Origin of the sequence: Bradyrhizobium pachyrhizi, assembly GCF_029714545.1 — a bacterium.
GTDB classification, from domain to species: Bacteria; Pseudomonadota; Alphaproteobacteria; order Rhizobiales; family Xanthobacteraceae; genus Bradyrhizobium; species Bradyrhizobium pachyrhizi.
The window spans coordinates 23,079-45,939 of sequence record NZ_CP121667.1 but is presented as its reverse complement, the minus strand read 5'-3'; the positions used below and the strand labels follow the sequence as shown (position 1 = coordinate 45,939).

Annotated in this window: 21 protein-coding genes; 5 read left to right on the top strand and 16 right to left on the bottom strand. The window is 65.6% G+C overall.

Features of this window, described 5'->3' with window-relative positions:
- Positions 1–51: 51 nt before the first annotated feature.
- From lnt to murJ, 13 genes are all read right to left on the bottom strand, one after another.
- Positions 52–1,665 carry an apolipoprotein N-acyltransferase gene (gene lnt / locus QA639_RS00195; RefSeq protein ID WP_283088934.1) on the bottom strand — a complete coding sequence of 538 codons (1,614 nt, stop codon included), beginning with the start codon at positions 1,663–1,665 and terminating at the stop codon, positions 52–54.
- Complete coding sequence (locus QA639_RS00190; RefSeq protein WP_028335517.1) at positions 1,662–2,774, bottom strand: hemolysin family protein; 1,113 nt, start codon at positions 2,772–2,774, stop codon at positions 1,662–1,664. The genes lnt and QA639_RS00190 overlap by 4 nt, the downstream gene beginning before the upstream one ends.
- Position 2,775: 1 nt before the next feature.
- A complete protein-coding gene (gene ybeY, locus QA639_RS00185) occupies positions 2,776–3,273 on the bottom strand; it encodes an rRNA maturation RNase YbeY (RefSeq protein ID WP_050383422.1) in 498 nt (165 codons plus the stop codon).
- Positions 3,274–3,341: 68 nt separating this feature from the next.
- The gene (locus QA639_RS00180) at positions 3,342–4,412 is read right to left on the bottom strand and encodes a PhoH family protein (protein WP_080667141.1); all 1,071 of its coding nucleotides are present in this window, start codon (positions 4,410–4,412) and stop codon (positions 3,342–3,344) included.
- 5 nt (positions 4,413–4,417) lie between these two features.
- Entirely contained in the window at positions 4,418–5,806 is a 1,389-nt protein-coding gene (gene miaB, locus QA639_RS00175) for a tRNA (N6-isopentenyl adenosine(37)-C2)-methylthiotransferase MiaB (RefSeq protein ID WP_283088933.1), read from the bottom strand.
- Positions 5,807–6,045: 239 nt separating this feature from the next.
- A complete protein-coding gene (locus tag QA639_RS00170; protein ID WP_028335521.1) occupies positions 6,046–6,726 on the bottom strand; it encodes an HAD family hydrolase in 681 nt (226 codons plus the stop codon).
- Positions 6,727–6,731: 5 nt separating this feature from the next.
- Positions 6,732–7,184, bottom strand: a complete 453-nt coding sequence (locus tag QA639_RS00165; protein WP_016840396.1) for a Fur family transcriptional regulator — start codon at positions 7,182–7,184, stop codon at positions 6,732–6,734.
- A 77-nt stretch (positions 7,185–7,261) separates the two neighbouring features.
- A complete protein-coding gene (rimI, locus tag QA639_RS00160) occupies positions 7,262–7,747 on the bottom strand; it encodes a ribosomal protein S18-alanine N-acetyltransferase (protein ID WP_057015309.1) in 486 nt (161 codons plus the stop codon).
- Positions 7,744–8,439: a tRNA (adenosine(37)-N6)-threonylcarbamoyltransferase complex dimerization subunit type 1 TsaB gene (gene tsaB / locus QA639_RS00155; RefSeq protein WP_283088932.1), complete on the bottom strand. Its 696-nt coding sequence runs from the start codon at positions 8,437–8,439 to the stop codon at positions 7,744–7,746. Before tsaB ends, rimI begins: the two co-directional genes overlap by 4 nt.
- Positions 8,440–8,527: 88 nt before the next feature.
- The gene (locus tag QA639_RS00150) at positions 8,528–9,097 is read right to left on the bottom strand and encodes a NifU family protein (RefSeq protein WP_028335524.1); all 570 of its coding nucleotides are present in this window, start codon (positions 9,095–9,097) and stop codon (positions 8,528–8,530) included.
- Positions 9,098–9,298: 201 nt separating this feature from the next.
- Positions 9,299–9,793, bottom strand: a complete 495-nt coding sequence (locus QA639_RS00145; RefSeq protein ID WP_028335525.1) for a universal stress protein — start codon at positions 9,791–9,793, stop codon at positions 9,299–9,301.
- 88 nt (positions 9,794–9,881) lie between these two features.
- Positions 9,882–10,934, bottom strand: a complete 1,053-nt coding sequence (gene trpS / locus QA639_RS00140) for a tryptophan--tRNA ligase (protein WP_283088931.1) — start codon at positions 10,932–10,934, stop codon at positions 9,882–9,884.
- A gap of 66 nt (positions 10,935–11,000) precedes the next feature.
- The gene (gene murJ / locus QA639_RS00135; RefSeq protein WP_283088930.1) at positions 11,001–12,539 is read right to left on the bottom strand and encodes a murein biosynthesis integral membrane protein MurJ; all 1,539 of its coding nucleotides are present in this window, start codon (positions 12,537–12,539) and stop codon (positions 11,001–11,003) included.
- Positions 12,540–12,830: 291 nt separating this feature from the next.
- On the opposite strand from murJ, the gene QA639_RS00130 reads away from it, so the two are divergent.
- Positions 12,831–13,832: an adenosine kinase gene (locus tag QA639_RS00130; protein ID WP_028335528.1), complete on the top strand. Its 1,002-nt coding sequence runs from the start codon at positions 12,831–12,833 to the stop codon at positions 13,830–13,832.
- Positions 13,833–14,003: 171 nt separating this feature from the next.
- On the opposite strand, the gene QA639_RS00125 is transcribed toward QA639_RS00130, so the two are convergent.
- The gene (locus tag QA639_RS00125) at positions 14,004–15,716 is read right to left on the bottom strand and encodes an AMP-binding protein (RefSeq protein ID WP_051376218.1); all 1,713 of its coding nucleotides are present in this window, start codon (positions 15,714–15,716) and stop codon (positions 14,004–14,006) included.
- Between the two features lie 316 nt (positions 15,717–16,032).
- Entirely contained in the window at positions 16,033–17,226 is a 1,194-nt protein-coding gene (locus QA639_RS00120; protein ID WP_157342627.1) for a serine hydrolase domain-containing protein, read from the bottom strand.
- A gap of 345 nt (positions 17,227–17,571) precedes the next feature.
- Between QA639_RS00120 and QA639_RS00115 the strand changes: the two genes are divergently transcribed.
- Both QA639_RS00115 and QA639_RS00110 read left to right on the top strand, forming a co-directional pair.
- Positions 17,572–17,895, top strand: a complete 324-nt coding sequence (locus QA639_RS00115) for a hypothetical protein (protein ID WP_028335531.1) — start codon at positions 17,572–17,574, stop codon at positions 17,893–17,895.
- Positions 17,896–18,051: 156 nt separating this feature from the next.
- Positions 18,052–19,548 carry an NAD-dependent succinate-semialdehyde dehydrogenase gene (locus QA639_RS00110; protein ID WP_028335532.1) on the top strand — a complete coding sequence of 499 codons (1,497 nt, stop codon included), beginning with the start codon at positions 18,052–18,054 and terminating at the stop codon, positions 19,546–19,548.
- Positions 19,549–19,612: 64 nt separating this feature from the next.
- On the opposite strand, the gene QA639_RS00105 is transcribed toward QA639_RS00110, so the two are convergent.
- Positions 19,613–20,512, bottom strand: a complete 900-nt coding sequence (locus tag QA639_RS00105) for a transporter substrate-binding domain-containing protein (protein WP_028335533.1) — start codon at positions 20,510–20,512, stop codon at positions 19,613–19,615.
- Between the two features lie 140 nt (positions 20,513–20,652).
- On the opposite strand from QA639_RS00105, the gene QA639_RS00100 reads away from it, so the two are divergent.
- Both QA639_RS00100 and QA639_RS00095 read left to right on the top strand, forming a co-directional pair.
- On the top strand, positions 20,653–21,354 hold the full coding sequence (locus tag QA639_RS00100; RefSeq protein WP_283088929.1) for a GntR family transcriptional regulator: 702 nt from the start codon (positions 20,653–20,655) through the stop codon (positions 21,352–21,354).
- Positions 21,355–21,414: 60 nt separating this feature from the next.
- Complete coding sequence (locus QA639_RS00095; protein ID WP_283088928.1) at positions 21,415–22,785, top strand: NAD(P)/FAD-dependent oxidoreductase; 1,371 nt, start codon at positions 21,415–21,417, stop codon at positions 22,783–22,785.
- Positions 22,786–22,861: the final 76 nt, after the last annotated feature.

Genomic DNA, 22,861 nt, shown 5'->3' with positions numbered 1-22,861 from the left:
GGTAAATTTCGACGTTTTTTCGGGTTCGCGACAACCGGCGATATGCAGCCGTCAGGGTTTTCGCCTCACAAACCGCCGCCGCAACACGAACGCCAAGGCTGTGATCACAATCACAGCGGCGGGGATGTTCCCGACACGCGCATAGATCGTCGGCGCGATGGCCGCCGGCAGGCCGGCATCGAGCACGCCTTCGATGCCGAGCCCGAGTTGTGCGACGATCCGGCCAACCGGGTCGATGACGGCCGAGACGCCCGTATTTGCGGCGCGGACCATCGGCAGGCCTTCCTCGATGGTGCGCAGCCGGGCCTGTTGCAGGTGCTGGTAAGGGCCGGTCGAGATTCCGAACCATCCGTCATTGGTGACATTGACGATCCAGCCGGGACGGTCGTCGCGGCTCACGATATTGCCGGGAAAGATCGCCTCGTAGCAGATCACGGGCAGGGCGCGCGGTGCGTTCGGAATATCGAGCGGCCGTCGGATCGTGCCGGGAATGTAGCCGCCCTGCACCTTGGTGAGCTGCACGAAGCCGAGCTTCTCCATCAAGTCCTGGAACGGCAGATATTCTCCGAACGGGACAAGATGCAGCTTGTCATAGACCGCGAGCACGCTGCCGTCGTGGTCGATGACGTAGATGGAATTATAGGCGCGCGTCACGCGGACGCCGGGCGGCAGATCGGGCGCGCGCACCGAACCGGTGATCAGCACGGTTCCCTTCGGCAGCAAGTCGGCGATCTGCGCCATCGCGTCGGCTTCCTTGGTCAGGAAGAACGGAAACGCGGATTCCGGCCAGATCAGGATGGTGGCATCCTTCACGCCCGTGGCGTGCGGCCCTGAGGCGCGATCCGACAGGGTGAGATATTTCTGCATCACCGCCGCCTTGGCGGAGTAGTTGAACTTGGCGTCCTGCTGCAAATCGGGCTGCATGATGCGCAGCTTGACGCCGTCGACCATCCTGGTCGGTTGCTGCGCGAGGCGGATCACGCCGAACGCCAGCATTGCCGCCAGCACCAGCACCGCGGCCACCGGCGCGCGCCACGGCTTGCGGCCGCGCGAGCCGCCGTCGATCAACACGGCCGGGCTTGCGAAGATCGCGACGGCCAGGAACGTCATGCCCCACAGCCCGATCAGCGACGCGGTCTGGGCCAGCGCCAGCGGCTCGGTCAGTGCGTAGCCGAACGCATTCCACGGAAAGCCGCTGAGGAGATGGCCGCGCAGCCATTCCGAAACCGTCAGGCTGACCGCGAGCGCCAGCACGCGCGAGGCGTCGCGCGGCCAGATCAGCCGCGCCAGCGCGAAGCCGAACGCGGTGAACAAAGCGAGATAGGCGGGCAGGCCGAGCACCGCGAACGGTGTCAGCCAGGCGAAGGTGTCCGCATCGACGAAGAAGGCGTAGCCGATCCAGTACAGCCCCGGCACGAAATAGCCGAGGCCGAACCAGAAGCCGGACAGCGCCGCGGCGGGCACGCCGCGCCAGCGGCCGGCCGCGCTGCCGTCGATCAGCCAGACCGCGATGGAAAAGGTGAGAAACAGAACCGGCCAGACGTTGAACGGCGCCATCGCCAGCGCAGACAGCGCGCCGGCCGTGAGCGCGAGGACGGCGCGTTTCCATCCCCAGGTCAGGATGATTGCAAGGCCGATCGATCGGAGCTTGTCGGACAGCCTCACTGCGGACCGGCTCCCTCGCCGGGCGGCGGCATGTTGTCATTCGCCTGCGGGTTTCCGGAGTCCGGCGCCTGCTCGCGGCGCCGCTCGCGCTCCTTGCGCGGCGTCGGCCGTTCCTTGCGCGCGGTGATGCGCACGCGCTTGACCCGCCGCGGATCGGCGTCGAGCACCTCGACCTCGTAATTGCCGGGCCCCGAAATCACCTCGCCGCGTACCGGCAGGCGTCCGACGAACGATACGAGGTAACCGCCGAGCGTCTCGACCTCCTCGCCGGCGTCGCCGATCACGAAATCCTCGCCGATCACCGAGCGGACATCGTCGAGGCTGGCGCGCGCATCGGCGATGAAGGAGTTGTCCGGCTGGCGCACGATGGACGGCGGCTCGTCGGAATCGTGCTCGTCGTCGATCTCGCCGACGATCTGCTCGACGATATCCTCGATCGACACCAGCCCGTCGGTGCCGCCATATTCGTCGACCACCAGCGCGAGATGGATCCGCGAGGCCTGCATCTGCGCCAGCAGGTCGATCGCGCGCATCGATGGCGGGATATAGAGCAGCTTGCGGATGATATTGGCTTCCGACAGCGGCAGCGCGAGATCGACGCTGCGCAGATCGAGCCCGGCCGGAAACGGCTTCTTGCGCTTCGTCTTGGTCGCGTCGGTGACGCGGGCTCTCGCGGTCATGAAGGCGAGCAGGTCGCGGATGTGCACCATGCCCTCGGGGTCGTCGAGGGTCTCGTTGTAGACGACGAGCCGCGAATGCGCCGCGCTCTCGAACAGGCTCATCAATTCGCCGAGCGGAATGTCGCGCTTGACCGCGACGATGTCGGCGCGGTGCACCATGACGTCGGCGATCCGCCGCTCGTTCAGCGACAGGATGTTGCGCAGCATGGTGCGCTCGATCGCCGAGAAGCCGACGTCGTCGGGCGTCGAGGCGTCGAGCACGACCTGCAAATCGTCGCGCACCGAGCCGGCCTTCCAGCCGAACAGCGTGCGGATCGCGCGCACCAGCCAGCCCTCGGCCGCCGGGCGCTGCACCTCGCCCTCGTGCACCACGGCGGGCAGGTTGCTCACGTTGCGCGGGTTGTCGTGGGTCGGTTCGGAATCCGGCATGTCAGGCGATCCGATCCGCATAGGGGTCGGGAATGCCGAGGGAAGAGAGGATCTCGCGCTCGAGCGCCTCCATGTCCTCGGCATCGTCGTCGTTCTCGTGGTCGTAACCGATCAGGTGCAGGAAGCCATGCACCGCGAGATGGCTCAAATGATGGTCGAACGGTTTCTGCTCTTCATCGGCTTCCCGCCGCGTCGTCTCATAGGCGATCGCGATATCGCCGAGCATGCGCGGGGCATCGTCGGATCCGCCGGCGCCTTCCGGCTGCAGCGCCGGAAACGACAGCACGTTGGTCGGCTTGTCGATGCTGCGCCAGTTGGCGTTGAGGGTGCGGATGCCGGCATCGTCGGTCAGCATCACCGCAAGCTCGGCGTCGGCGACATCGGCATCGGCGATTTCGGCGGCAGCCTCGATGGCGCGGTGGATCACCGCGTCGGCATTGGGCTCGGCCTGCCAGCATTCGGCGGTGACGAGAACCTCGGTTGCAGGAAAAGCAGACACGTTGGTTTCAAAATCTGCGTTATGGCCGGATCCTGCGTCGTGCGGGCTCGCGGCCGAAGCTATTGGTCTCAAGATCTGGCGTTTGCCGGCTTTTGCGGCAATCCCTCATAGGCGGCCACGATGCGCGCCACCAATTCATGGCGGATGACGTCCTCGGCCTTGAAATGCACCTGCGCGATGCCCTCGACGCCGTCGAGCAGCTTCACGGCTTCCGTGAGCCCCGAGGTCTGGCCGTGCGGCAGGTCGACCTGCGACGGATCGCCGGTGACGATCATCCGGCTGTTCTCGCCGAGACGCGTCAGGAACATCTTCATCTGCATCGTCGTGGTGTTCTGCGCCTCGTCGAGGATGATGGCGGCATTGGTCAGGGTGCGGCCGCGCATGAAGGCGAGCGGGGCGATCTCGATCTCGTTGCCCTGCAGCGCGCGCTCGACGACGCGGGCATCCATCAGATCGTACAGCGCGTCATAGATCGGGCGCAGATACGGATCGACCTTCTCCTTGAGGTCGCCGGGCAGGAAGCCGAGCCGCTCGCCGGCTTCCACCGCGGGGCGCGTCAGGATGATGCGATCGACCTCCTTGCGCTCGAACAGCTGCGCGGCATGGGCGACCGCGAGCCAGGTCTTCCCGGTGCCGGCCGGGCCGATGCCGAACACCAACTCATGCCGCTTCAGCGCGCGGATGTAGGAATCCTGCGCCGCGGTGCGGGCGCGCACCGGACGCTTGCGCAGATTGATGGTCTCGAAGGTCGGCTTGGCGGTCTTGTTGTCGAATTCGAACAGCGAGCCCTGCGCGATCACGGCGCGGATCGCACCTTCGACCTCGCCCTGATCGAGGTCGTGTCCTTCGACGGCCTGCGCGTAGAGCGTCTCCAGCACGCGCCGCGCCGCGTCGCAGCCGTCTCGGGAGCCTGCGATGGTGAGATGATTGCCGCGGGAATCGACCACGACGCCGAGCCGCCGCTCGATCAGCGCCAGATTCTGTCCGTAGGGGCCGACCAGCGCGGATGCCGCGCGGTTGTCGTCGAAATCGATGACGACCTGAGTTTCAGGGGGCCGGGTCTCAGGTGGCATTTGCATGTCGCGGTCAGGTTTGCGGCTGGGAGCGAGCGAAGACGAATCCGATGCGCTTTTGGGCAAGGATTTCAGGCTCCAATGGTCTGCGAAATGAGGCCGGGCGCGGGTCGCGTCGCGAGCTCGCCGATCAGGCTGTAGCGCTCGAGGCTGTCGATCCTCACCGGGAGGACCTGGCCGACGATGTCAGGCGATGCCATCACATGGGCGGGCTGCAGATAGGCGGTGCGGCCGACGATCTGGCCCGGATTGCGCGCGGCGCGCTCGAACAGCACATCGACCGTTGTGCCAATCGCAGCCCGGTTGAAGGCCGATTGCTGGCTGTCGATCAATTCCTGAAGCCGCCCCAAGCGCTCGTCCATCTCGGCTGCTGACACTGTCTCCCGCATCTCCGCCGCCGGCGTGCCCGGCCGTGGCGAATATTTGAATGAATACGCCGCAGCGTATCCGATTTGCGTGACAAGCGCGAGGGTGGCGGAAAATTCTTCCGCGGTCTCTCCGGGGAAGCCCACGATAAAATCTGATGAAAAAGCAATGTCTTGCCGCGCGGCGCGGAACCGGTCGATGACGCGCCGGTAGTCATCGGCGGTATGTTTGCGGTTCATGGCGGCAAGGATCCGGTCCGCCCCCGATTGCACCGGCAGGTGCACGAACGGCATCAGTTCGGGCAAATCGCGATGTGCCGCGATCAGGGTGTCGTCGACGTCGCGCGGATGGCTGGTCGAATAGCGCAGCCGTGTGACGCCGGAAATTGTGGCCAGCCGCTGCAACAATTTGCCGAGCGGCCAGACGCGGCCGTCGGGACCTTCGCCGTGATAGGCGTTGACGTTCTGTCCGATCAGCGTGAATTCGCGCACGCCATTGTCGGCGAGCTGTTTCACATCGTCGATGATCCTGGCGACCGGACGCGAGACTTCCGCGCCGCGCGTATAGGGCACCACGCAGAAGGTGCAGAACTTGTCGCAACCTTCCTGCACCGTGACGAAGGCGGAGATGCCGCGGGCGCGGATCGCATCCGGCTTCGGCTGCGGCAGGAAGCCGAACTTGTCCTCGACCGGGAATTCGGTTTCCAGCGCGCGGCCGTTTGCCTTGGCGCGCTTCAAGAGCTCAGGCAGATGATGATAGCTCTGCGGCCCGACCACGATGTCGACGGTCGGCGCGCGATGGATGATCTCGGCGCCTTCGGCCTGCGCGACGCAGCCGGCGACCGCGATCTTCATCTCGCGCCCCGCCCGCGCGGCCTCGTCCTTGGCGACGCGCAGCCGCCCGAGCTCGGAATAGACTTTCTCCGACGCCTTCTCGCGGATGTGGCAGGTGTTGAGGATCACGAGGTCGGCGTCTTCGGCGCTCGCGGTCTCGACAAAGCCCTCGCCGGCCAGCGTGTCCGCCATGCGTTGCGCATCGTAGACATTCATCTGGCAGCCATAGGACTTGATGTGCAGCTTGCGCGGCGTCGTCATGGAACCCTGAGAGCGAAAAATGGAAACGGCGCCATCGGGGGCGCCGGGGCTGAAATATAGCTTAAACCGGGGAAAATCCAGCGGTCCGGGGCTGGTCCTGTCACCTCCCCTTGAAAAGGGGGGCTCGCTTTGCTCGCCAGAGCAAAGCGGGTGGGGATCAGCTCCCTCCGCACGCAGCGGCGCCCGCGGCTGGAACCCCCATCCCGACCTTCCCCTTTCAGGGGGAAGGGGAAGATTGCTCACGCAACCGCGGTTTTGGCCCCCAGCCGGGCGATCAAATCGGGCAATTTCCGCATATCGGCGAAGGTGACGGCCGCGCCGGCCTGGCGCAGCATGTCCTCGTGTTCCGCCGTGCAATGGCTGCCGCCGTAAAATCCGAGCACGGTCATCCCGGCGGCGCGGGCGCCGGTGACGCCGGCCACGCTGTCCTCGATCACGACGCAGCGCGCCGGGCTGGCGCCCATCTGCGCCGCCGCGAACAGGAAGAGATCGGGCGCCGGCTTGCCGCGCTTGACCTGGGTGGCGGAGAAAATATGCGGTGCGAGCTGGTCGTAGAGCCCGGCGCAGGTCAGGCCGTGATGGATCTTTTCCGGCGTGCCGCTCGACGCCACGCATTTCGGTAAGCCGAGCGCAGCGATCGCCTCGCCGACATGCGCGATCGCACTGAGATCGTCGGCATAGAAGCTCAGCGTCGCGTGCTTGACCTCGGCTTCGAAGGTTTCGGGCAGCGCGCGGCCGATCTCGCTCTCGACGATCCGCCGCGCCTCGCGGTCGGACACGCCGAGGAAGCGCTTCAGCACGCCGTCAGGTGTAATCGGAAAGCCGTGCCGCGTCAGCGTCTCCGCATGCGCGCGACAGGAGATCACCTCGCTGTCGACCAGCACGCCGTCGCAATCGAAGATGACGAGGTCGAAACTCACCCGGCTTACGACTTGCTGTCTTCGTCGAGCGGGACGCAATACAGCTCGAGACGGTGATCGACCAGCTTGTAGCCGAGCTTGCGCGCGATCTCGGCCTGCAGTTTCTCGATTTCCTCGGAGGTGAACTCGATCACCTTGCCGTCGCGCAGATTGATCAGGTGGTCGTGATGGCTCTCGGGCATCTGCTCGTAGCGCGCACGGCCCTCGCGGAAGTCGTGGCGCTCGATGATGCCGGCATCCTCGAACAGCTTGACGGTGCGATAGACGGTCGAGATCGAGATCTTGTCGTCGACCGCCACGCAGCGGCGGTAGAGCTCCTCGACGTCAGGGTGATCCATGGCCTCCGCCAGCACGCGTGCGATCACACGGCGCTGTTCGGTCATGCGCATGCCGGTCGCGGCGCAGCGCGCCTCGATGCCGGTATTCTTCTGCGCAGGCGTGATTTTCACCGTCGTCATGGGTCCTTGGCAGGTCCTTGGCCAGTCCTTGGGCCTTGGATGGCAGAGCAGGGCGATGTTCTGCCATCGCGCCGATGTTACGACAAGTCGCGCCGCATCAGAAGCGCGTTCAAATGTTCCCCGCCGGGCTGCTTGTAGTAGCGTTCGCGGCGGCCGATCACGCCGAATCCGGCCTTTTCATAGAGCCGTCGCGCCGGCTGATTGTTCTCTTCCACCTCGAGGAAGATGGTGCGGATGCCGCGGCCGGCAAGATGGCCGAGATGAGTCAGCAGCAGGTCGCGCGACAGCCCGCGGCCGCGCTGATTGGAATCGATCGCAATCGACAGGATTTCGGCCTCGTCCGCCGCCATCCGCGAGACGGCAAAGCCGATCACCTTGCGTCCCTGCCGCAGCCGGTGCACCAGCGTGTTGCGCTCGGTCAGCATCGCCTCGAATTCGCCCTCGCCCCAGCCGCGATGAAACGACGCGCCGTGCAATTGCGCGAGTCGCGCCGCATCGCGCAGCGATGCGGGCTCGACCGCGGGCGGACCGCCGCCCCACCATCGTGACAGCCAGCCGATCATGTCGATCGCGGCGTGCTGATCTCGAGCCGGTCCCTCGGCGGCTTGGCGTCGGGCGCACGCAGATAGAACGGCCGCGGCGGCGCGGTTTCAGGATCCACGGCCGCGCCGATCCAGGCGACCCAGGTAATATCGGGCGCGGGCTGCCGGTTGACCTTGACCGGCGTTGCCGCGTCGGCGGGCCAGCGCTCGGCGAGGATATTGGCAGCGTTGCCGACCAGATGCAGCGCGCCGTGTTGGGAGGCCTCGAGCGCTTCCGCGATCGGCGCCACCTTCGGCTTGATGATCGGGCTGCCGTCGCCGCCCACCAGCTGGAAATAGACGTGATCATGCCGCGCATCGATCGCCGACAGGATCGCAGCCGCGCCATTCTCGGCGACGACAGGCGCGGCGTAGGCGGCGAGCGTCGACAGTCCGACCACCGGCTTTTCCGAGGCCAGCGCCAGGCCGCGCGCCGCCGAGAGGCCGACGCGCAGGCCGGTGAAACTGCCGGGGCCGGTGGTGACGGCGATGCGGTCGAGCCCGGCAAAGCCGATGCCGCTCTCTTTCATCACCCGAGCGATCAGCGGCATCAGCGCTTCGGCATGGCCGCGCTGCATCGCCTGCGATTCAATGGCGATTGTATTGCCGGAGGTGGTGTCGAGCACCGCCGCGGAGCAGGCGTCGAGCGCCGTATCGATGGCGAGAATCATCATGGGAGGGCGAATGGCAAATGGGGAATGGCGAATAGAGGTCCAGAGGAGAATGCTATTCGCGATCCGCCACGCGCCATTCGCCGCTCCATCACATCGGCCGGACTTCCTGCACGTCGGGCACGAAGTGCCGGAGCAGGTTCTGTATGCCGTGTTGCAGGGTTGCGGTCGATGACGGGCAGCCGGCGCAGGAGCCCTTCATGTTGAGATAGACGATGCCGTCCTTGAAGCCGCGGAAGGTGATGTCGCCGCCGTCATTGGCAACCGCGGGACGCACGCGGGTCTCGATCAGGTCCTTGATCTGCTCGACAGTCTCGGCGTCGGCCTCGTCGAAGAACTCGTCTTCCTCATCGCGAGCATCGTCGCTGGCCGCGGTGCCGTCGGCGAGCAGCGGCGCGCCGGACATGTAGTGCTCCATGATGGCGCCGAGGATCGCGGGCTTGAGGTGCTGCCAGTCGCCGTCCGCCTTGGTCACGGTGATGAAGTCGCCGCCGTAGAACACGCCGGTGACGCCGGATACGGCGAACAGCCGTTCGGCGAGCGGCGAGCGCGCGGCGGACTCGGGCGAGGAAAATTCCATCGTCCCGCTGTCGAGCACCATGCGGCCCGGAATGAATTTCAGCGTGGCGGGATTGGGCGTGGCTTCGGTCTGAATGAACATCTGCTGTCTCCGGCGTCGCCGGTTCAAGGCCGGCGCGTTGGGTTCCATTATAGCGTTTTCGAGCGAAGTGACACCGGTTCGCGAAGAAAACGCGTCAAATCAAGGAGTCAGATGGCAACTAAAAAGCCCGCGATCAAGCCGCAAAACCGCGGTTCCAGGCTCACACCCATGCCCGGAAGCGGGTCCGGGGCCGGTAACGCGCTAGGACAGGGCGTCGATCTCGGCGTCGGTCAGGCCGCCCGGCACGATGGTCACCGGGATCGGGAATGCCCCCATGGTCTTGGCCATGGTGGTGATGATCGGCCCGGGCCCCTCGGCGCCCGGATTGGCGGCCAGCACCAGCGCCGCGATATCGACGTCCTTGTCGATCACGTCGAGGATCTGTTCGATCGGGTCGCCCTCGCGAATCACCCGCTCCGGGGTGATCGCGGCGATGCCGTTGGCGCGGCCGGCGGCGCGGTCGAGCGCCTCATTGGCGGCCTCCTCGGCCTCCGCGCGCATGATGTCGGCGACCCCGAGCCATTGCTGGTTCTGGTCCTCGGTCTCGATCACCCGCAGCATCACGACGCCGCCGCCGACCCGGATCGCCCATCGGCTGGCGTAATAGACCGCGCGGTCCCATTCCGCAGTGTCGTCAACGATGACGAGGCATTTCGGCTTGTGACCTGATTCGTAGCTTCGTCGCTGGGTGGTCATGCATGTCCCGGTGCTGAACCAAACCAACCCATGGTGCCATACTCCCTCGCCGTTTGGGAGAGGGAGCGCGCAGTTCCTGCCTTTAGCGTCAGCGCGGGCGGATGAAGCCGACGATGTCCTTGGTGATGCGCATGGTCTCGTCGGCGATGCCGCGGGCGCGGTTGGCGCCGTCGGCGAGGACCGCGTCGACATGGCCGGGATCGGCGACCAGCCTCTTCATCTCGGAGGCGATCGGCGCCAGTTTCGCGACGCAAACCTCGACCAGCGCGTTCTTGAAGCTGGAGAACTGCCCGCCGCCGAACTGTGTCAGCACCTCCTGCTTGGAGATGCCGGCCAGCGCCGCGTAGATGCCGACCAGGTTGTCGGCCTCGGGGCGGGTTTCGAGACCCTTCTCCTCCGACGGCAGCGGCTCCGGATCGGTCTTCGCCTTGCGGATCTTCTGCGCGATGGTGTCGGCGTCGTCGGTGAGGTTGATGCGCGAATTGTCCGACGCATCCGACTTCGACATCTTCTTGGTGCCGTCGCGCAGGCTCATCACCCGCGTCGCGGGCCCCGTGATCAGCGGCTCGGGCTGCGGGAAGAACAGGCCGTCGGCAAAGCCATGACCGCGGATCGAATCGCCGAAATCGTTGTTGAATTTCTGCGCGATGTCGCGGGACAGCTCCAGATGCTGCTTCTGGTCCTCGCCGACCGGCACATGGGTCGCGCGGTAGAGCAGGATGTCGGCGGCCATCAGCACCGGATAGTCGTAGAGGCCGACCGAGGCGTTCTCGCGGTCCTTGCCGGCCTTCTCCTTGAACTGCGTCATGCGGTTCAGCCAGCCGATCCGCGCGACGCAGTTGAAGATCCAGGTCAGCTCGGCATGGCCGGCAATCTGGCTCTGGTTGAACACGATGTGCTTCTTGGCATCGATGCCCGCGGCGATGAAGGCCGCGGTGACCTCGCGGGTGTTGCGGGCGAGCTCGGCCGGGCCGCCCCAGACTTCGACGCCCTGCGTGATCGCATGCATGTCGACGACGCAATAGATGCAGTTGTGGGTCTGCTGCATCTTCACGAAGTTGACGATGGCGCCGAGGTAGTTGCCGAGGTGCAGATTGCCCGTCGGCTGGACGCCTGAGAAAACCCGTTCAACGAACGCCATGGTCTCGATTCCCGGAAATGGCTAGTTTTGCCGCGTCGTTTGCCACTTAAGCTCCGCGCGCGCAAGTCAGGCGGGGCGCCTTTGCCTGACGGCGTTAACCGCCTCGCGCCAGCCGGTGACGCCGAAAAGCTGCAAGAACAGCCCGTAACCGGCGATACCTGCCGCGATCAACGCGAGCAGGGAGGCTGCTTGCACGAAACCGTGGCTGCCGGCTGACGGCAGCCCGCCCTCCGCAAGCCAGAGCAGGGCGCCCATCGCGAGCGCCGCGGCCAGGATGCGCGGCAGCCGGCGGCGCGCTGCGGCGTCGATCGAAAAGCCGAAGGTTGCGGCACCCTTGCGGATCAGCGCAAGTGCGTTGCTCCAGGAGCCGAGCGCAATGCCTGCGGCGATTCCGCTCGCGCCGAAGATCTGGCCGAGCAGGAAGGACGCCGCGATCGCCACCACGACCGCCTTCAGCGTCGCGAGCAGCGGCGTCAGCGTGTCCTCGCGCGCAAAGAATGCCGGCGACAGCGCCTTCACCAGCACATGCGCCGGCAAGGCCAGCGTCAGCCAGATCAAGGCTTGCGCGGTTGCCGCGCTATCCTGGGCGGTGAACGCGCCGTGCTCGAACAGCATCCGCACGATCGGCTCGCTCAGCACCATCAGGCCGAGCGTCGCCGGCAGGGCCAGCCCGACCGCAAGCTCGAGGGCACGCGATTCCGCATGCGCGATCGCGCTGGATTCGCCGCCGCGCACGGCGCGCGTCATCTCCGGGATCAGCACTGTGCCCATGGCGACGCCGACGATGCCGAGCGGCAGCTCGAGCAGGCGGTTGGCGAAATAGAGCCAGGACACCGCCGACGGTGAGGTCGATGCGATCACCGCGCCTGCCACCATCAGCCATTGCGGCGCGCTGCTCGCGACCATGCCGGGGATCGCGCGGCCGAGAAAGCCGCGCATGTCAGGATCGAAGGACACGCGGAGCGGCGAAGCGAGTTTCGCGCCGCGTAGCGCCAGCATCGACAGTTGCAGGAAGCCGGCAATGCCGATCGTCGCCGCCATCACCAGCGCGGCCTGCGCCGGCTCCTGCTGCCGCACCAGCAGCACGGCCATCACCGATATTAGCGCGATGTTGAACAACAGCGGCGAGAACGCGGTCAGCGCGAAGCGCCCTTGCGCGCTGAGCAGTGCCATCATCACCGTGACCGGGCCGGCGAAGGCGAGATAGGGCAGCATCAGCCGCGCGTCGTCGACGGCGAATTGCAGCGTGTCGCGGTCGACGAACCCCGGCGCGATCGCCGCGATCACCAGCGGCATCAGCACGCCGATGACGAGCGCGGCCGCGATCACCGCGGCACTGACGGTGCCGAGCACGCGGCCGGCAAAGGCGGTTGCCGCGTCCATGCCGCCGGCATCGCGCGCCTTCAGCCAGGCCGGCACCAGGGCGGCATTCAGCCCGCCCTCGGACAACAGCCGTCGCACAACATTCACAAGCTGGAATGCCGCCAGGAATGCATCCGCCACCGGTCCCGCGCCGAGCAGCGCCGCGATCGCGGAATCGCGCACGAAACCGAGCAGTCGCGAGGCCAGCGTTCCCGAGGAGACCGTGAGGAAGGAGCGGAACATGGGGTCTGTATAGCAGTAGCAGGTATTGCTTCCAGTGGTGCCGTCTTAAACCCGTCATCCCCGCGCAAAGGCTCCGCCTTTGTCGCTGGAGGTGCGAGCGAAGCGAGCCTCGAAGGATGAATCGGCCTGAGCCGGGCCTTTCATCCTTCGAGACGCGCTACGCGCTCAGGATGACGGGTTGGCAGAGCGCAATGCTGACAGGGTTTCGCCCAAATAGCTTCCCTTGCTGCCCCGAGGCGTAACGTGATAGGTCGCGGCTCTTGTTGGGTGGCGTTAACACAGGGCAGGTCTATGGCTGACGCAAAATACGACGTTCTTGGGATCGGCAACGCGATCTTCGACGTGCTGGTGCAGACCGACGAGGCATTCCTTGCCCGTCACGGCATGACCAAGGGCTCGATGCAGCTGATCGATGAGGCGCGCGCCACCGCGATCTACGGCGACATGGGGGTGGCGACCGAAATGTCGGGCGGTTCGGCCGCCAACACCATCGTCGGCGTCGGCAGTCTCGGCGCCCGCGCCGCCTATGTCGGCAAGGTCAAGGACGACCAGATCGGCAAGCTCTACGTCCACGACATCCGCGCCGCCGGCGTGACCTTCGACACCGCGCCGGCCAGGACCGGCCCGGCCACCGGCTGCTCCTACATCCTGGTGACGCCGGACGGCGAGCGCACCATGAACACCTATCTCGGCGCCGCGCAGGACCTGACGCCCGACGACATCGATCCAAACCAGATCGCTGCCGCCAGCATCATCTATCTCGAGGGCTACCTCTGGGATCCGAAGAACGCCAAGGACGCTTTCGTGAAGGCGGCGACCATCGCGCACGGCGCGGGCCGCCAGGTCGCGCTGACGCTGTCGGATTCGTTCTGCGTCGATCGCTACCGCGACGAATTCCTCGATCTGATGCGCAAGGGCGTGGTGGATCTGGTATTCGCCAACGAGTCCGAGCTGCACTCGCTGTACCAGACCTCGGATTTCGACACCGCGCTGAAGCAGTTCGGCAAGGATACCAAACTCGGCGTCGTCACCCGCAGCGAGAAGGGGTGCGTCGTGATCTCCGGCGACAGTGTCGTCGCGCCGCCCGCCTCGCCCATCGACAGGCTGGTCGACACCACCGGCGCCGGCGATCTGTTCGCCGCCGGCTTCCTCGTCGGTCTCGTGCGCAAGGTCGGCCATGAGAATGCCGGCCGGCTCGGCGCGCTCGCCGCGGCCGAAGTGATCCAGCACATCGGCGCCCGGCCGCTGGTGTCGCTGCAGGATCTGGCGAAGCAGCAGGGGCTGCTGGTTTAGGCGGGGCTTTTCTCCTTCGCCTCGCCCCGCTTGCGGGGAGAGGCCGGATCGCATCGTAGATGCGTTCCGGGTGAGAGGGAGTCTCCGCGTATTCACTGCTTTCGAATTTGCGGAGGCGGTCTCTCACCCCGACCCTCTCCCCGCAAAGAGCGGGGCGAGGGAGAAGAGAGATCACGCCGTCTTCGCCGCCTTCAATCCCAGCCGCTGCTCCACCGCATCGCGCATCACGAACTTCTGGATTTTCCCTGTCACCGTCATCGGGAATTCATCGACGAACTCGACATAGCGCGGGATCTTGTTGTGGGCGATCTGGCCTTGGCAGAAGGCGCGGACCTCGTCGGCGGTGAGCGTTTCGCCCTGCCTGATTCTGACCCAGGCGCACAGCTCTTCGCCATAGCGCTCGTCGGCGACGCCGAAGATCTGCACGTCCTGGATCTTCGGATGGCGGTAGAGGAACTCCTCGATCTCGCGCGGATACAGGTTCTCGCCGCCGCGGATCACCATGTCCTTGATGCGGCCGACGATGTTGCAATAGCCTTCGTCGTCGATCACGGCGAGATCGCCGGTGTGCATCCAGCCATTGGCGTCGAGCACATCGCCGGTCTTTTCCTTCTCGTCCCAATAGCCGAGCATGATGCTGTAGCCGCGGGTGCAGAGCTCGCCGCGTTCGCCGCGCGGCACCACCTTGCCGCCGAGATCGACCACCTTGACCTCGACATGCGGATGGATGCGGCCGACGGTCGAGACGCGGCGCTCCAGTGGATCGTCGGTCGCGCTCTGAAAACTCACCGGGCTGGTCTCGGTCATGCCGTAGGCGATCGTCACCTCGCGCATGTTCATCTCGGTGTTGACGCGCTTCATCACCTCGATCGGGCAGGGCGCGCCGGCCATGATGCCGGTGCGCAGCGAGGACAAGTCGAAGCGCGCGAAGTCGGGATGGTCGAGCTCGGCGATGAACATGGTTGGCACGCCGTACAGCGTCGTGCATCTCTCCTGCGCGACCGTCGTCAGCGTCGCCAGCGGATCAAAGCCTTCGCCGGGATAGACCATGGTGGTGCCGAGCGTGACGGAAGCGAGGTTGCCCATCACCATGCCGAAGCAGTGATAGAGCGGCACCGGAATGCAGATGCGGTCCTGTTCGGTCAGGCGCATGGCGCGGCCGGTGAAGTAGCCGTTGTTGAGAATGTTGTGATGGGTCAGCGTCACGCCCTTCGGCGAGCCGGTGGTGCCGCTGGTGAACTGGATGTTGACGGGATCGTCGAACTGCAGGCTCTCGCCGAGCGCCGCAAGCTGCTCGCGATGGCGCTCGCCGCCCATCTGCGATACCGCATCGAATGGAATGGTGCCCGGCGCCGCCGGTCCGCCGATCTGGATCACGGCGCGCAGTTTCGGCAGCCGCGCCGACCGCAAGTGACCGGGCTCCGAGCTTGCGAGCTCGGGCAGCAGCGTATTCAGCATCTCCATATATGCCGAGGTCTTGAATGCGGTCGCCGTCACGATCGCGGCGCAGCCGACCTTGCCGAGCGCGAATTCCAGCTCGCTCAGCCGATAGGCCGGATTGATGGTGACGAGGATCAGTCCGGCTTTCGCGGCGGCGAATTGCGTCAGCGTCCATTCCGGGCGGTTCAGCGACCAGATCCCGATCCGCTCGCCGCGCTGCAACCCGAGCGCGATGAAGCCCGCCGCCAAGGCATCGACGTGACAGGCGAATTCGTTCCAGGTCCAGCGCACATTGTGGCTGGGCGAGACCAGCGCCTCGCGCTCGCCCCAGCGTGCGCGAGCACGGTTGAGGCTGCGGCCGATGGTTTCACCGAGCAACGGCGTATCGGAAATGCCGCAGACATAGCTGTCTGCCTTGCTGTCTCCCTTGGGTGTGGGTGCCAAGCTCGTCCTCCTCGTGGTCGTGTTCGTGTCGCCGCGCTTTTTTGCGCGATCTTAGTCGTTTGGCGCAGATGGGACAGGCCCGACCAATGGCGGGTATGGTTTTCGATTGTAGCGGCGACGGGTTCCGCTTCACCTCGCCCCGCGTGCGGGGAGAGGTCGGATCGCATCGAAGATGCGATCCGGGTGAGGGGAGTCTCTGCGAGTCCAATTGCGACCGTCTGCGCGGGAGTAGCCCCTCACCCCAACCCTCTCCCCGTAAGAACGGGGAGAGGGAGAGGAGTCCCATAACGGCTGGTACGACTTATCTCATCGAGCCTTACGCCGCCCTTTGCCCGCTGCCGGCGTCCAGCCCGGCATAGATGCCCTTCTCGAAGCCTGCGAAGGCCTCCAGGCTGTGCTTGTCGGCGAACGGCAACAGCTGGGTCAGGATCACGCCGCAGACGTCGCGCGACGGATCGATCCAGTAATAGGTGTTGGCAAGGCCCGCCCAGGCGAGGCTGCCGGCGCTGCGGCCTTCCGGCGTCTTGGCGGTGTTGATCAGGAAGCTCAGTCCCCATTTCTTGACGATGTCGGGATAGAGATCGACATCGTTGGTGTACATCGGCAAGGCCGTCGTCATCTTGCCGACGGTGAGCTCGCCGATGTGATTCTGCCCCATCGTCGCGACCGTCTCGGCCTTCAGCACCTGATTGCCGTTGCCTTTGCCCTTGTTGAGGATCATCTGGCAGAACTTGATGTAGTCGGCCGCGGTCGAATACAGGCCGCCGCCACCCATGTGGAATTCGGGGTTCTGCTCGAGCTCGAACGGGATCGCCGCCAGCGTGCCGTCCTCGCCGCGGGCATGCATGCCGACCAGCCGCTTGCGCATGTCGTCGGAGATCTTGAAGGCGGTGTCGCTCATGCCGAGCGGTGCGAACATGTTGTCGCGCAGATAGGCATCGAGTTTCTTGCCGGATGCGGCTTCCACCGCCTTGCCGACGAAGTCGATATTGGTGCCGTATTCCCAGCGCGTGCCGGGATCGGTCATGATCGGCGTCTTCAGCGCGGCATTCAGGCAGGTGATGATGCCGGGCGTGCCGGTCTTTTCGAGATACTTCCCGAGGTTGGCGTCCCACATGTCGTAGGCGAAGCCGGCGGTGTGGGTCATGAGCTGGCGCAGCGTAATCGGCTTTTTCGCCGGCCGCAGCTGCGGTTCGCCCTTGGCGTCGAAGCCGTCGAGCACCTGCGCCGCGGCGAGATCGGGCAACAGCTTGCCGATCGGCTCATCGAGCGAGAGCTTGCCCTGCTCGACGAGCTGCATCGCGCCCGCCGAGGTCACCGCCTTGGTCATCGAGGCGATCCAGAACACGCTGTCCGCCGTCATGGGATCGCTCTTGGAGAGGTCGCGCTTGCCGAACGCGCCTTCGTAAATCACGTCCTTGCCGGTGGCCGCGATGGCGACCACGCCGGGAATTTCCTTTGCCTCGCTCTTCTGGCGCAATACCTGATCGATCTGAGCCTTGCTCTGCATTGGGGGCTTCCTCCGGTGGGGTTTATTGTTTTGAAGTGGGCGGATCATCCTCCCGCTTTTCCGCTCCCGCAAGGCGGGCGCGATGCGACCACGTCGCGATGTCGTGAAGGCCGGCTGCTAGGAACGGCCTTGGTCGGGAGGCGTTCACCACGCGCGCAGATTTTGCAGGGGACGCCGCGCAAGTCCCGGTGACCTTCGCGGGCGGCCACGGTAACGTGATCAAGGAATGATTTTCGCACCTGATTATTTGCATTAACGCATTCAGATCGCTGCACAAACGGTGCGGCGGATTGGACCGGATTTGACGAAAAGATTCGTCATTTCCCGCCTTGCGGGGGCGCAGCAATGATTTCGACATGGAGTGAATGGAAGCGCTATCCGCGGCCGGGCCGCGGCGAGAATATCGAAGCGCCGATCAGCCCAGGTCTCTACGAAGTTCGCTACGCAGGTACCGGCGCACTGCACTCGTTCGAGGCCGTCGAGAATGTCGCGCGGGCGCTGGCGCTGCTGCAGACCGGCGCCAAATCCTGGTTCGGCCGCCGCGATGCGCAGGCGCAGGCCGACCTCGAATACCGGACCTGCGCGACCTCGACCAAGGCGGACGCCAAGGCCGCGGCCGAGCGCATGATCGGCCGTCGGGAAACCTATATGTCTGGCGGGGCGGTCTGAGCGCCGCTGCACGACGGCGCGTAAAAAAAGATCGCGCGCGAGCCCTCAATATTGCTTGAGGCAGGGTCGCGCCCGGCGCCGGTGCATCGCAGCGGCTTTCCGCTTATATAGGCGCGAACACCCCCAAGAAATTCCAGAAATGACAGGAGTAACGCCATGACCCCGCCCGTTGCCGCACGCGCCACCCAATCCGCAGCATCCTCCCTGCAAAGCCGCCTGAAGGACCCCTCGCTGCTGCGCGACCGCTGCTACATCGACGGCGCCTGGGTCGGCACCCCCGAATTCGCCGTCAACAATCCGGCGACCGGCGTCGAGCTGATCAAGATCCCGCAGCTGAGCGCCGATGACGCGACCAGGGCCGTCGAGGCCGCCGAGCGCGCGTTTCCGACCTGGGCCAAGCTGACCGCGAAACAGCGCTCCAACATCTTGCGCAAATGGTTCGATCTGATCATCGCCAACCGCGAGGACCTTGCGCTGATCCTGACCTCCGAGCAGGGCAAGCCGCTGGCGGAAGCGCTCGGCGAGGTCGATATCGGCGCCGCCTATGTCGAATTCTTCGCGGAAGAGGCGCGGCGTGTTTACGGCGAGACGATCCCGACCCAGCGTCCGGACGCGCGTCTGCTCGCGATCCGGCAGCCGATCGGTGTCTGCGGCGCCATCACGCCATGGAATTTCCCGAACTCGATGATCACCCGCAAGGTCTCGCCGGCGCTGGCGGCCGGTTGCACCGTGGTGCTGAAGCCCGCCAACGAGACGCCGCTGTCCGCGCTCGCGCTCGTTGCGCTGGCCGAGAAAGCCGGCGTGCCGAAGGGCGTGTTCAACATCATCACCGGTGATGCGCCGCCGATCGGCAAGGTGCTGTGCGAGCATCCGGCGGTGCGCTTCGTCGGCTTCACCGGCTCGACCGAGGTCGGCAAGATCCTGTACCGGCAGGCGTCGGTCGGCGTGAAGAAGCTTGGCCTCGAGCTCGGCGGCAATGCGCCGTTCGTGGTGTTCGACGACGCCGATATCGATGCCGCCGTCGAAGGCGCCATCGTCTCGAAGTATCGCAACATGGGCCAGACCTGCGTCTGCGCCAACCGTCTCTATGCCCAGGACAAGATCTACGACGCGTTCGTCTCGAAGCTGTCGAAGAAGGTCGCCGAGATGAAGATCGGCGACGGCACGGAGCAGGGCGTGACGCAGGGGCCGTTGATCAACATGGAAGCGATCGAGAAGGTCGAACGGCACATTGCCGATGCGGTGAAGGGCGGCGCCAAGATCGTGACCGGCGGCAAGCGCTCGTCGCTCGGCCGCAGCTTCTTCGAGCCCACGGTGCTGTCGGATGTGCGGCCGGACGCGCTGGTGTCGCACGAGGAAACCTTCGGTCCGCTTGCGCCGGTGATCCGCTTCAAGGACGAGGCCGACGTGATCGCGATGTGCAATGCCTCGCCGTTCGGCCTCGCCTCCTACTTCTATTCGCGCGACATCGGCCGCGTCTGGCGCGTCGCCGAGGCGCTGGAGTCGGGCATGGTCGGCGTCAACTCCGGCCTGATCACGACCGAAGTGGCGCCGTTCGGCGGCGTCAAGGAATCGGGCCTCGGCCGCGAAGGCTCGCGCCATGGCATGGATGAATATGTCGAGATCAAATACGTGATGATGGCCGGCGTCTGATCGCCGTCATTGTCGTCGCGCTTCAGCCCGGCTCCGATTGAATCGGAGCCGGGCTTTCGCTTGATCACACGCCCTTGTCGTTCGGGTTGGCGACGGCATCCTTCAGCGGCGCCGTCATCGGAAAATTCAGGTTCACGTTCTTCGGCGGGATCGGCCGCGTGAACCATTTTGCGTAGAGCTCCTGAAATTCGCCGTTCTTCATCATAGCGACCAGCGTCTTGTCGACCAGCGCCTTGAACTCCGGGTCGCCCTTGCGGATGATCAGCCCGTAGGGTTCGGTGCGCAGGCTGTCGTCGATGATGCGCCAGTCCGCCGGGTTGCGGCTGCCCGCGATCAGGCTCGCCAGCAGAATGTCGTCCATCACGAAGGCTTCGCTGCGCCCGGTGGTCAGCGCGAGGAATGATGCGGCGTGGTCCGCCGTCAGGATGTTTCTGGTCTGAAAGTTCTTCTCCTGGGCCCGTGCGCTCAACAGTCCGATCGAGGTCGAGCCCGAGGTCAGCGAGACCGGCCGGCCGCCGAGATCCTCAAAGGTCTTGATCGGCGCGTCCTTATGCACCACCGCGCGGATGCTCGACACGAAGATCGTGTTGCTGAAGGCGACGACCTTCTGCCGCTCCAGCGTATTGGTGGCGGGACCGCAGACGATGTCGATGGTGCCGTTCTCGATCAGTGGGATCTGGGTGGAGAGCTGGATCGGCTGCAGCCTAATCTGCAGCGCCGGTAGCTTGAGCTCGGCCTTCACCGCATCGACGATCCGCGCGCAGAGGTCCATCGCGAAGCCGACCGGCTGCTGGTTGTCGTCGAGATAGGAGAACGGGACCGAGACGTCGCGGTGGCCGAGCCGGATTTCGCCGGCATCGCGGATCTTGGCCAGGGTGCCGCCGGACGATTGGGCCTGTGCCGGGGCGGACACCGTCGCCGCAAGAAAAGCCAGGCAGATCAACCGCTTGGTGGTTTGACGCATCAGGTGCTCGCGAGCGCTGGCAATGTTGGATACGATGAGGCGAGATTTTATACATAGCATTGCATAAATTAGAAACCGATTTTATACAATATGGACCATGGCGGATATCCTGATGCCCGCCGCACAGAGAGAGAAGCCGGATGGAACCCGCAACCGTCATCAGCCATCGAGGGGCCGGACCCCACGGTTCAGCACCGGACGCCGTGCGCGAGGCATTGCGGGCCGCGATCAGCTCGGGCGAGCTCGCGCCCGGATTGCAGCTGCGTCAGGACGAGCTTGCCGCGCGGTTCGGGACCAGCCGCATCCCGGTGCGCGAGGCGTTGCGCCAGCTCGAGGCCGAGGGTTTTGTGACCTTCCTGCCGAACCGCGGCGCGGTGGTCTCGGATCTGTCGATCGACGAGGTGATCGAGCTGCTCGAGATCCGGATCGCGCTCGAATGCCACGCGCTGCGCCTGGCGATCCCGGCCATGGGCGAGATCGATCTCGAGGAGGCGACGAAAATCCTCCGCGCCTATGATGCCGAGCCCGATCCGGCGCAATGGGGCGCCTTCAACTGGAAATTCCACGCCACGCTCTACGCGCCGTGCAATCGCCCGCGCCTGCTCAGCATGATCGAGGCGAATTACGGCCATGTCGGCCGCTTCACCCGGGCGCTGGTGTCGCAGGCGACCGGCAAGGAGCGGCCGCAGCGCGAGCACTACCGGCTGCTCGAATTCTGCCGCGACGGCGAGGTCAAGAAGGCGGTCCGGCTGCTGCGCGACCATATCGAGGAGACGCAGAAGACGCTGCGCTCGGCGCAGCGCCAGGCGCTGCGCGATGCAGGCGAAGGGCGCCCTGCCTGATCGTCGCTCAGACAATGTGAATGATCGCGGGCCGCGCTGCGCGGCCGCAGGAGAGTGCGCGTGAAGACCAATGATGTCGAAATCCTGGTGATCGGTGCGGGCATCGTCGGCATCGCCACGGCCTATTACCTCGCCATACAGCACAAGCGTTCGCGCCTGCTGATCGTCGACGAAGGCCAGCCGATGGCATTGACCTCGGCGCAGTCGGGCGAGAACTACCGCAACTGGTGGCCGCATCCGACGATGGCCGATTTCACCAATCATTCCACCGACCTGATGGAGGAGATCGCGCGCCGCAGCGACAACCGCATCCACATGACGCGGCGCGGCTATCTTCTGGTCACCCGCGAGGAGAAGCCCGAGGAACTGTTGCAGCAGCTGCATGCCGGTTACGGCGCGAAGGCCGAACAGTTGATCCGCATGCATGAGGGCGACGGCCGAGGCTATCTGCCGCCGCATTCGGCGGACTGGCAGGGCGCGCCTGACGGGGTCGACGTCCTGCTCGGCCGCGACCTGATCCAGGCCCATTACCCGAGCTTCGACAAGGAGGTCGCGACGGCGCTGCATATCCGCCGCGCCGGCGATATCAGCGGCCAGCAGCTCGGCCAGTACATGCTGGAGACCGTGCGTCCGCTCGGCGCGCAATTCCAGCGGGCCAAGGTGCTCGGCATCGCGAAGACTGGTCGCTTCACCGTCGATGTACTCGCCGATGGCGCGAGGCAGACCATCAAGGCCGACATCATCGTCAACGCCGCGGGCCCGTTCGCGGCGCATGTCGCGGCGATGCATGGCGAAGAGCTGCCGATCGTCAACGTGCTGCAGCAGAAAATCGCGTTCGCCGACCGCAACCGCGCGGTCGATCGCAAAATGCCGTTCGCGATCGATCTCGACGGCCAGACGCTGGCCTGGTCCGATGACGAGCGCGAGGCGCTGTCAGCGGCGCCGGAATTTTCGCGTCTGCTGGCGCCGATGCCGGGCAGCATCCATTGCCGGCCCGACGGCGGCGATCACGGCGAGTGGATCAAGCTCGGCTGGGCGTTCAACGCGGAACAGACCACCGAGCCGGATCGCGAGCCGGAGCTGAATCCCTATTTCCCCGAAGTCGTGCTGCGCGCGGCGAGCCGGCTGCAGCCAAAGCTCGCGCACTATCTCGGCGCGCTGCCGCGCGACCGCATGCATTACGGCGGCTACTATCCGATGACGAGAGAGAATTGGCCGCTGATCGGGGCTGCGAAGACACCGGGCGTGTTCCTCGCCACCGCGCTCTCCGGCTACGGCACGATGGGCGCCTGCGCCACCGGCGATCTCTGCGCCCGCGCTGTGGTCGGCGCGCCGGCTCCCGCATTCGCCCGCAGCCTTTCGCGGGCGCGCTATGACGACAAGGCGCTGATGGCCGAGCTCGCGGCGAGCGAAAGCCGCGGGTTGCTGTAGCTCGACCTCACTCTCGTAGCCCGGATGGAGCGAAGCGCAATCCGAGGCCGATGCTGCCGCGCGGCTAAACCCCGGA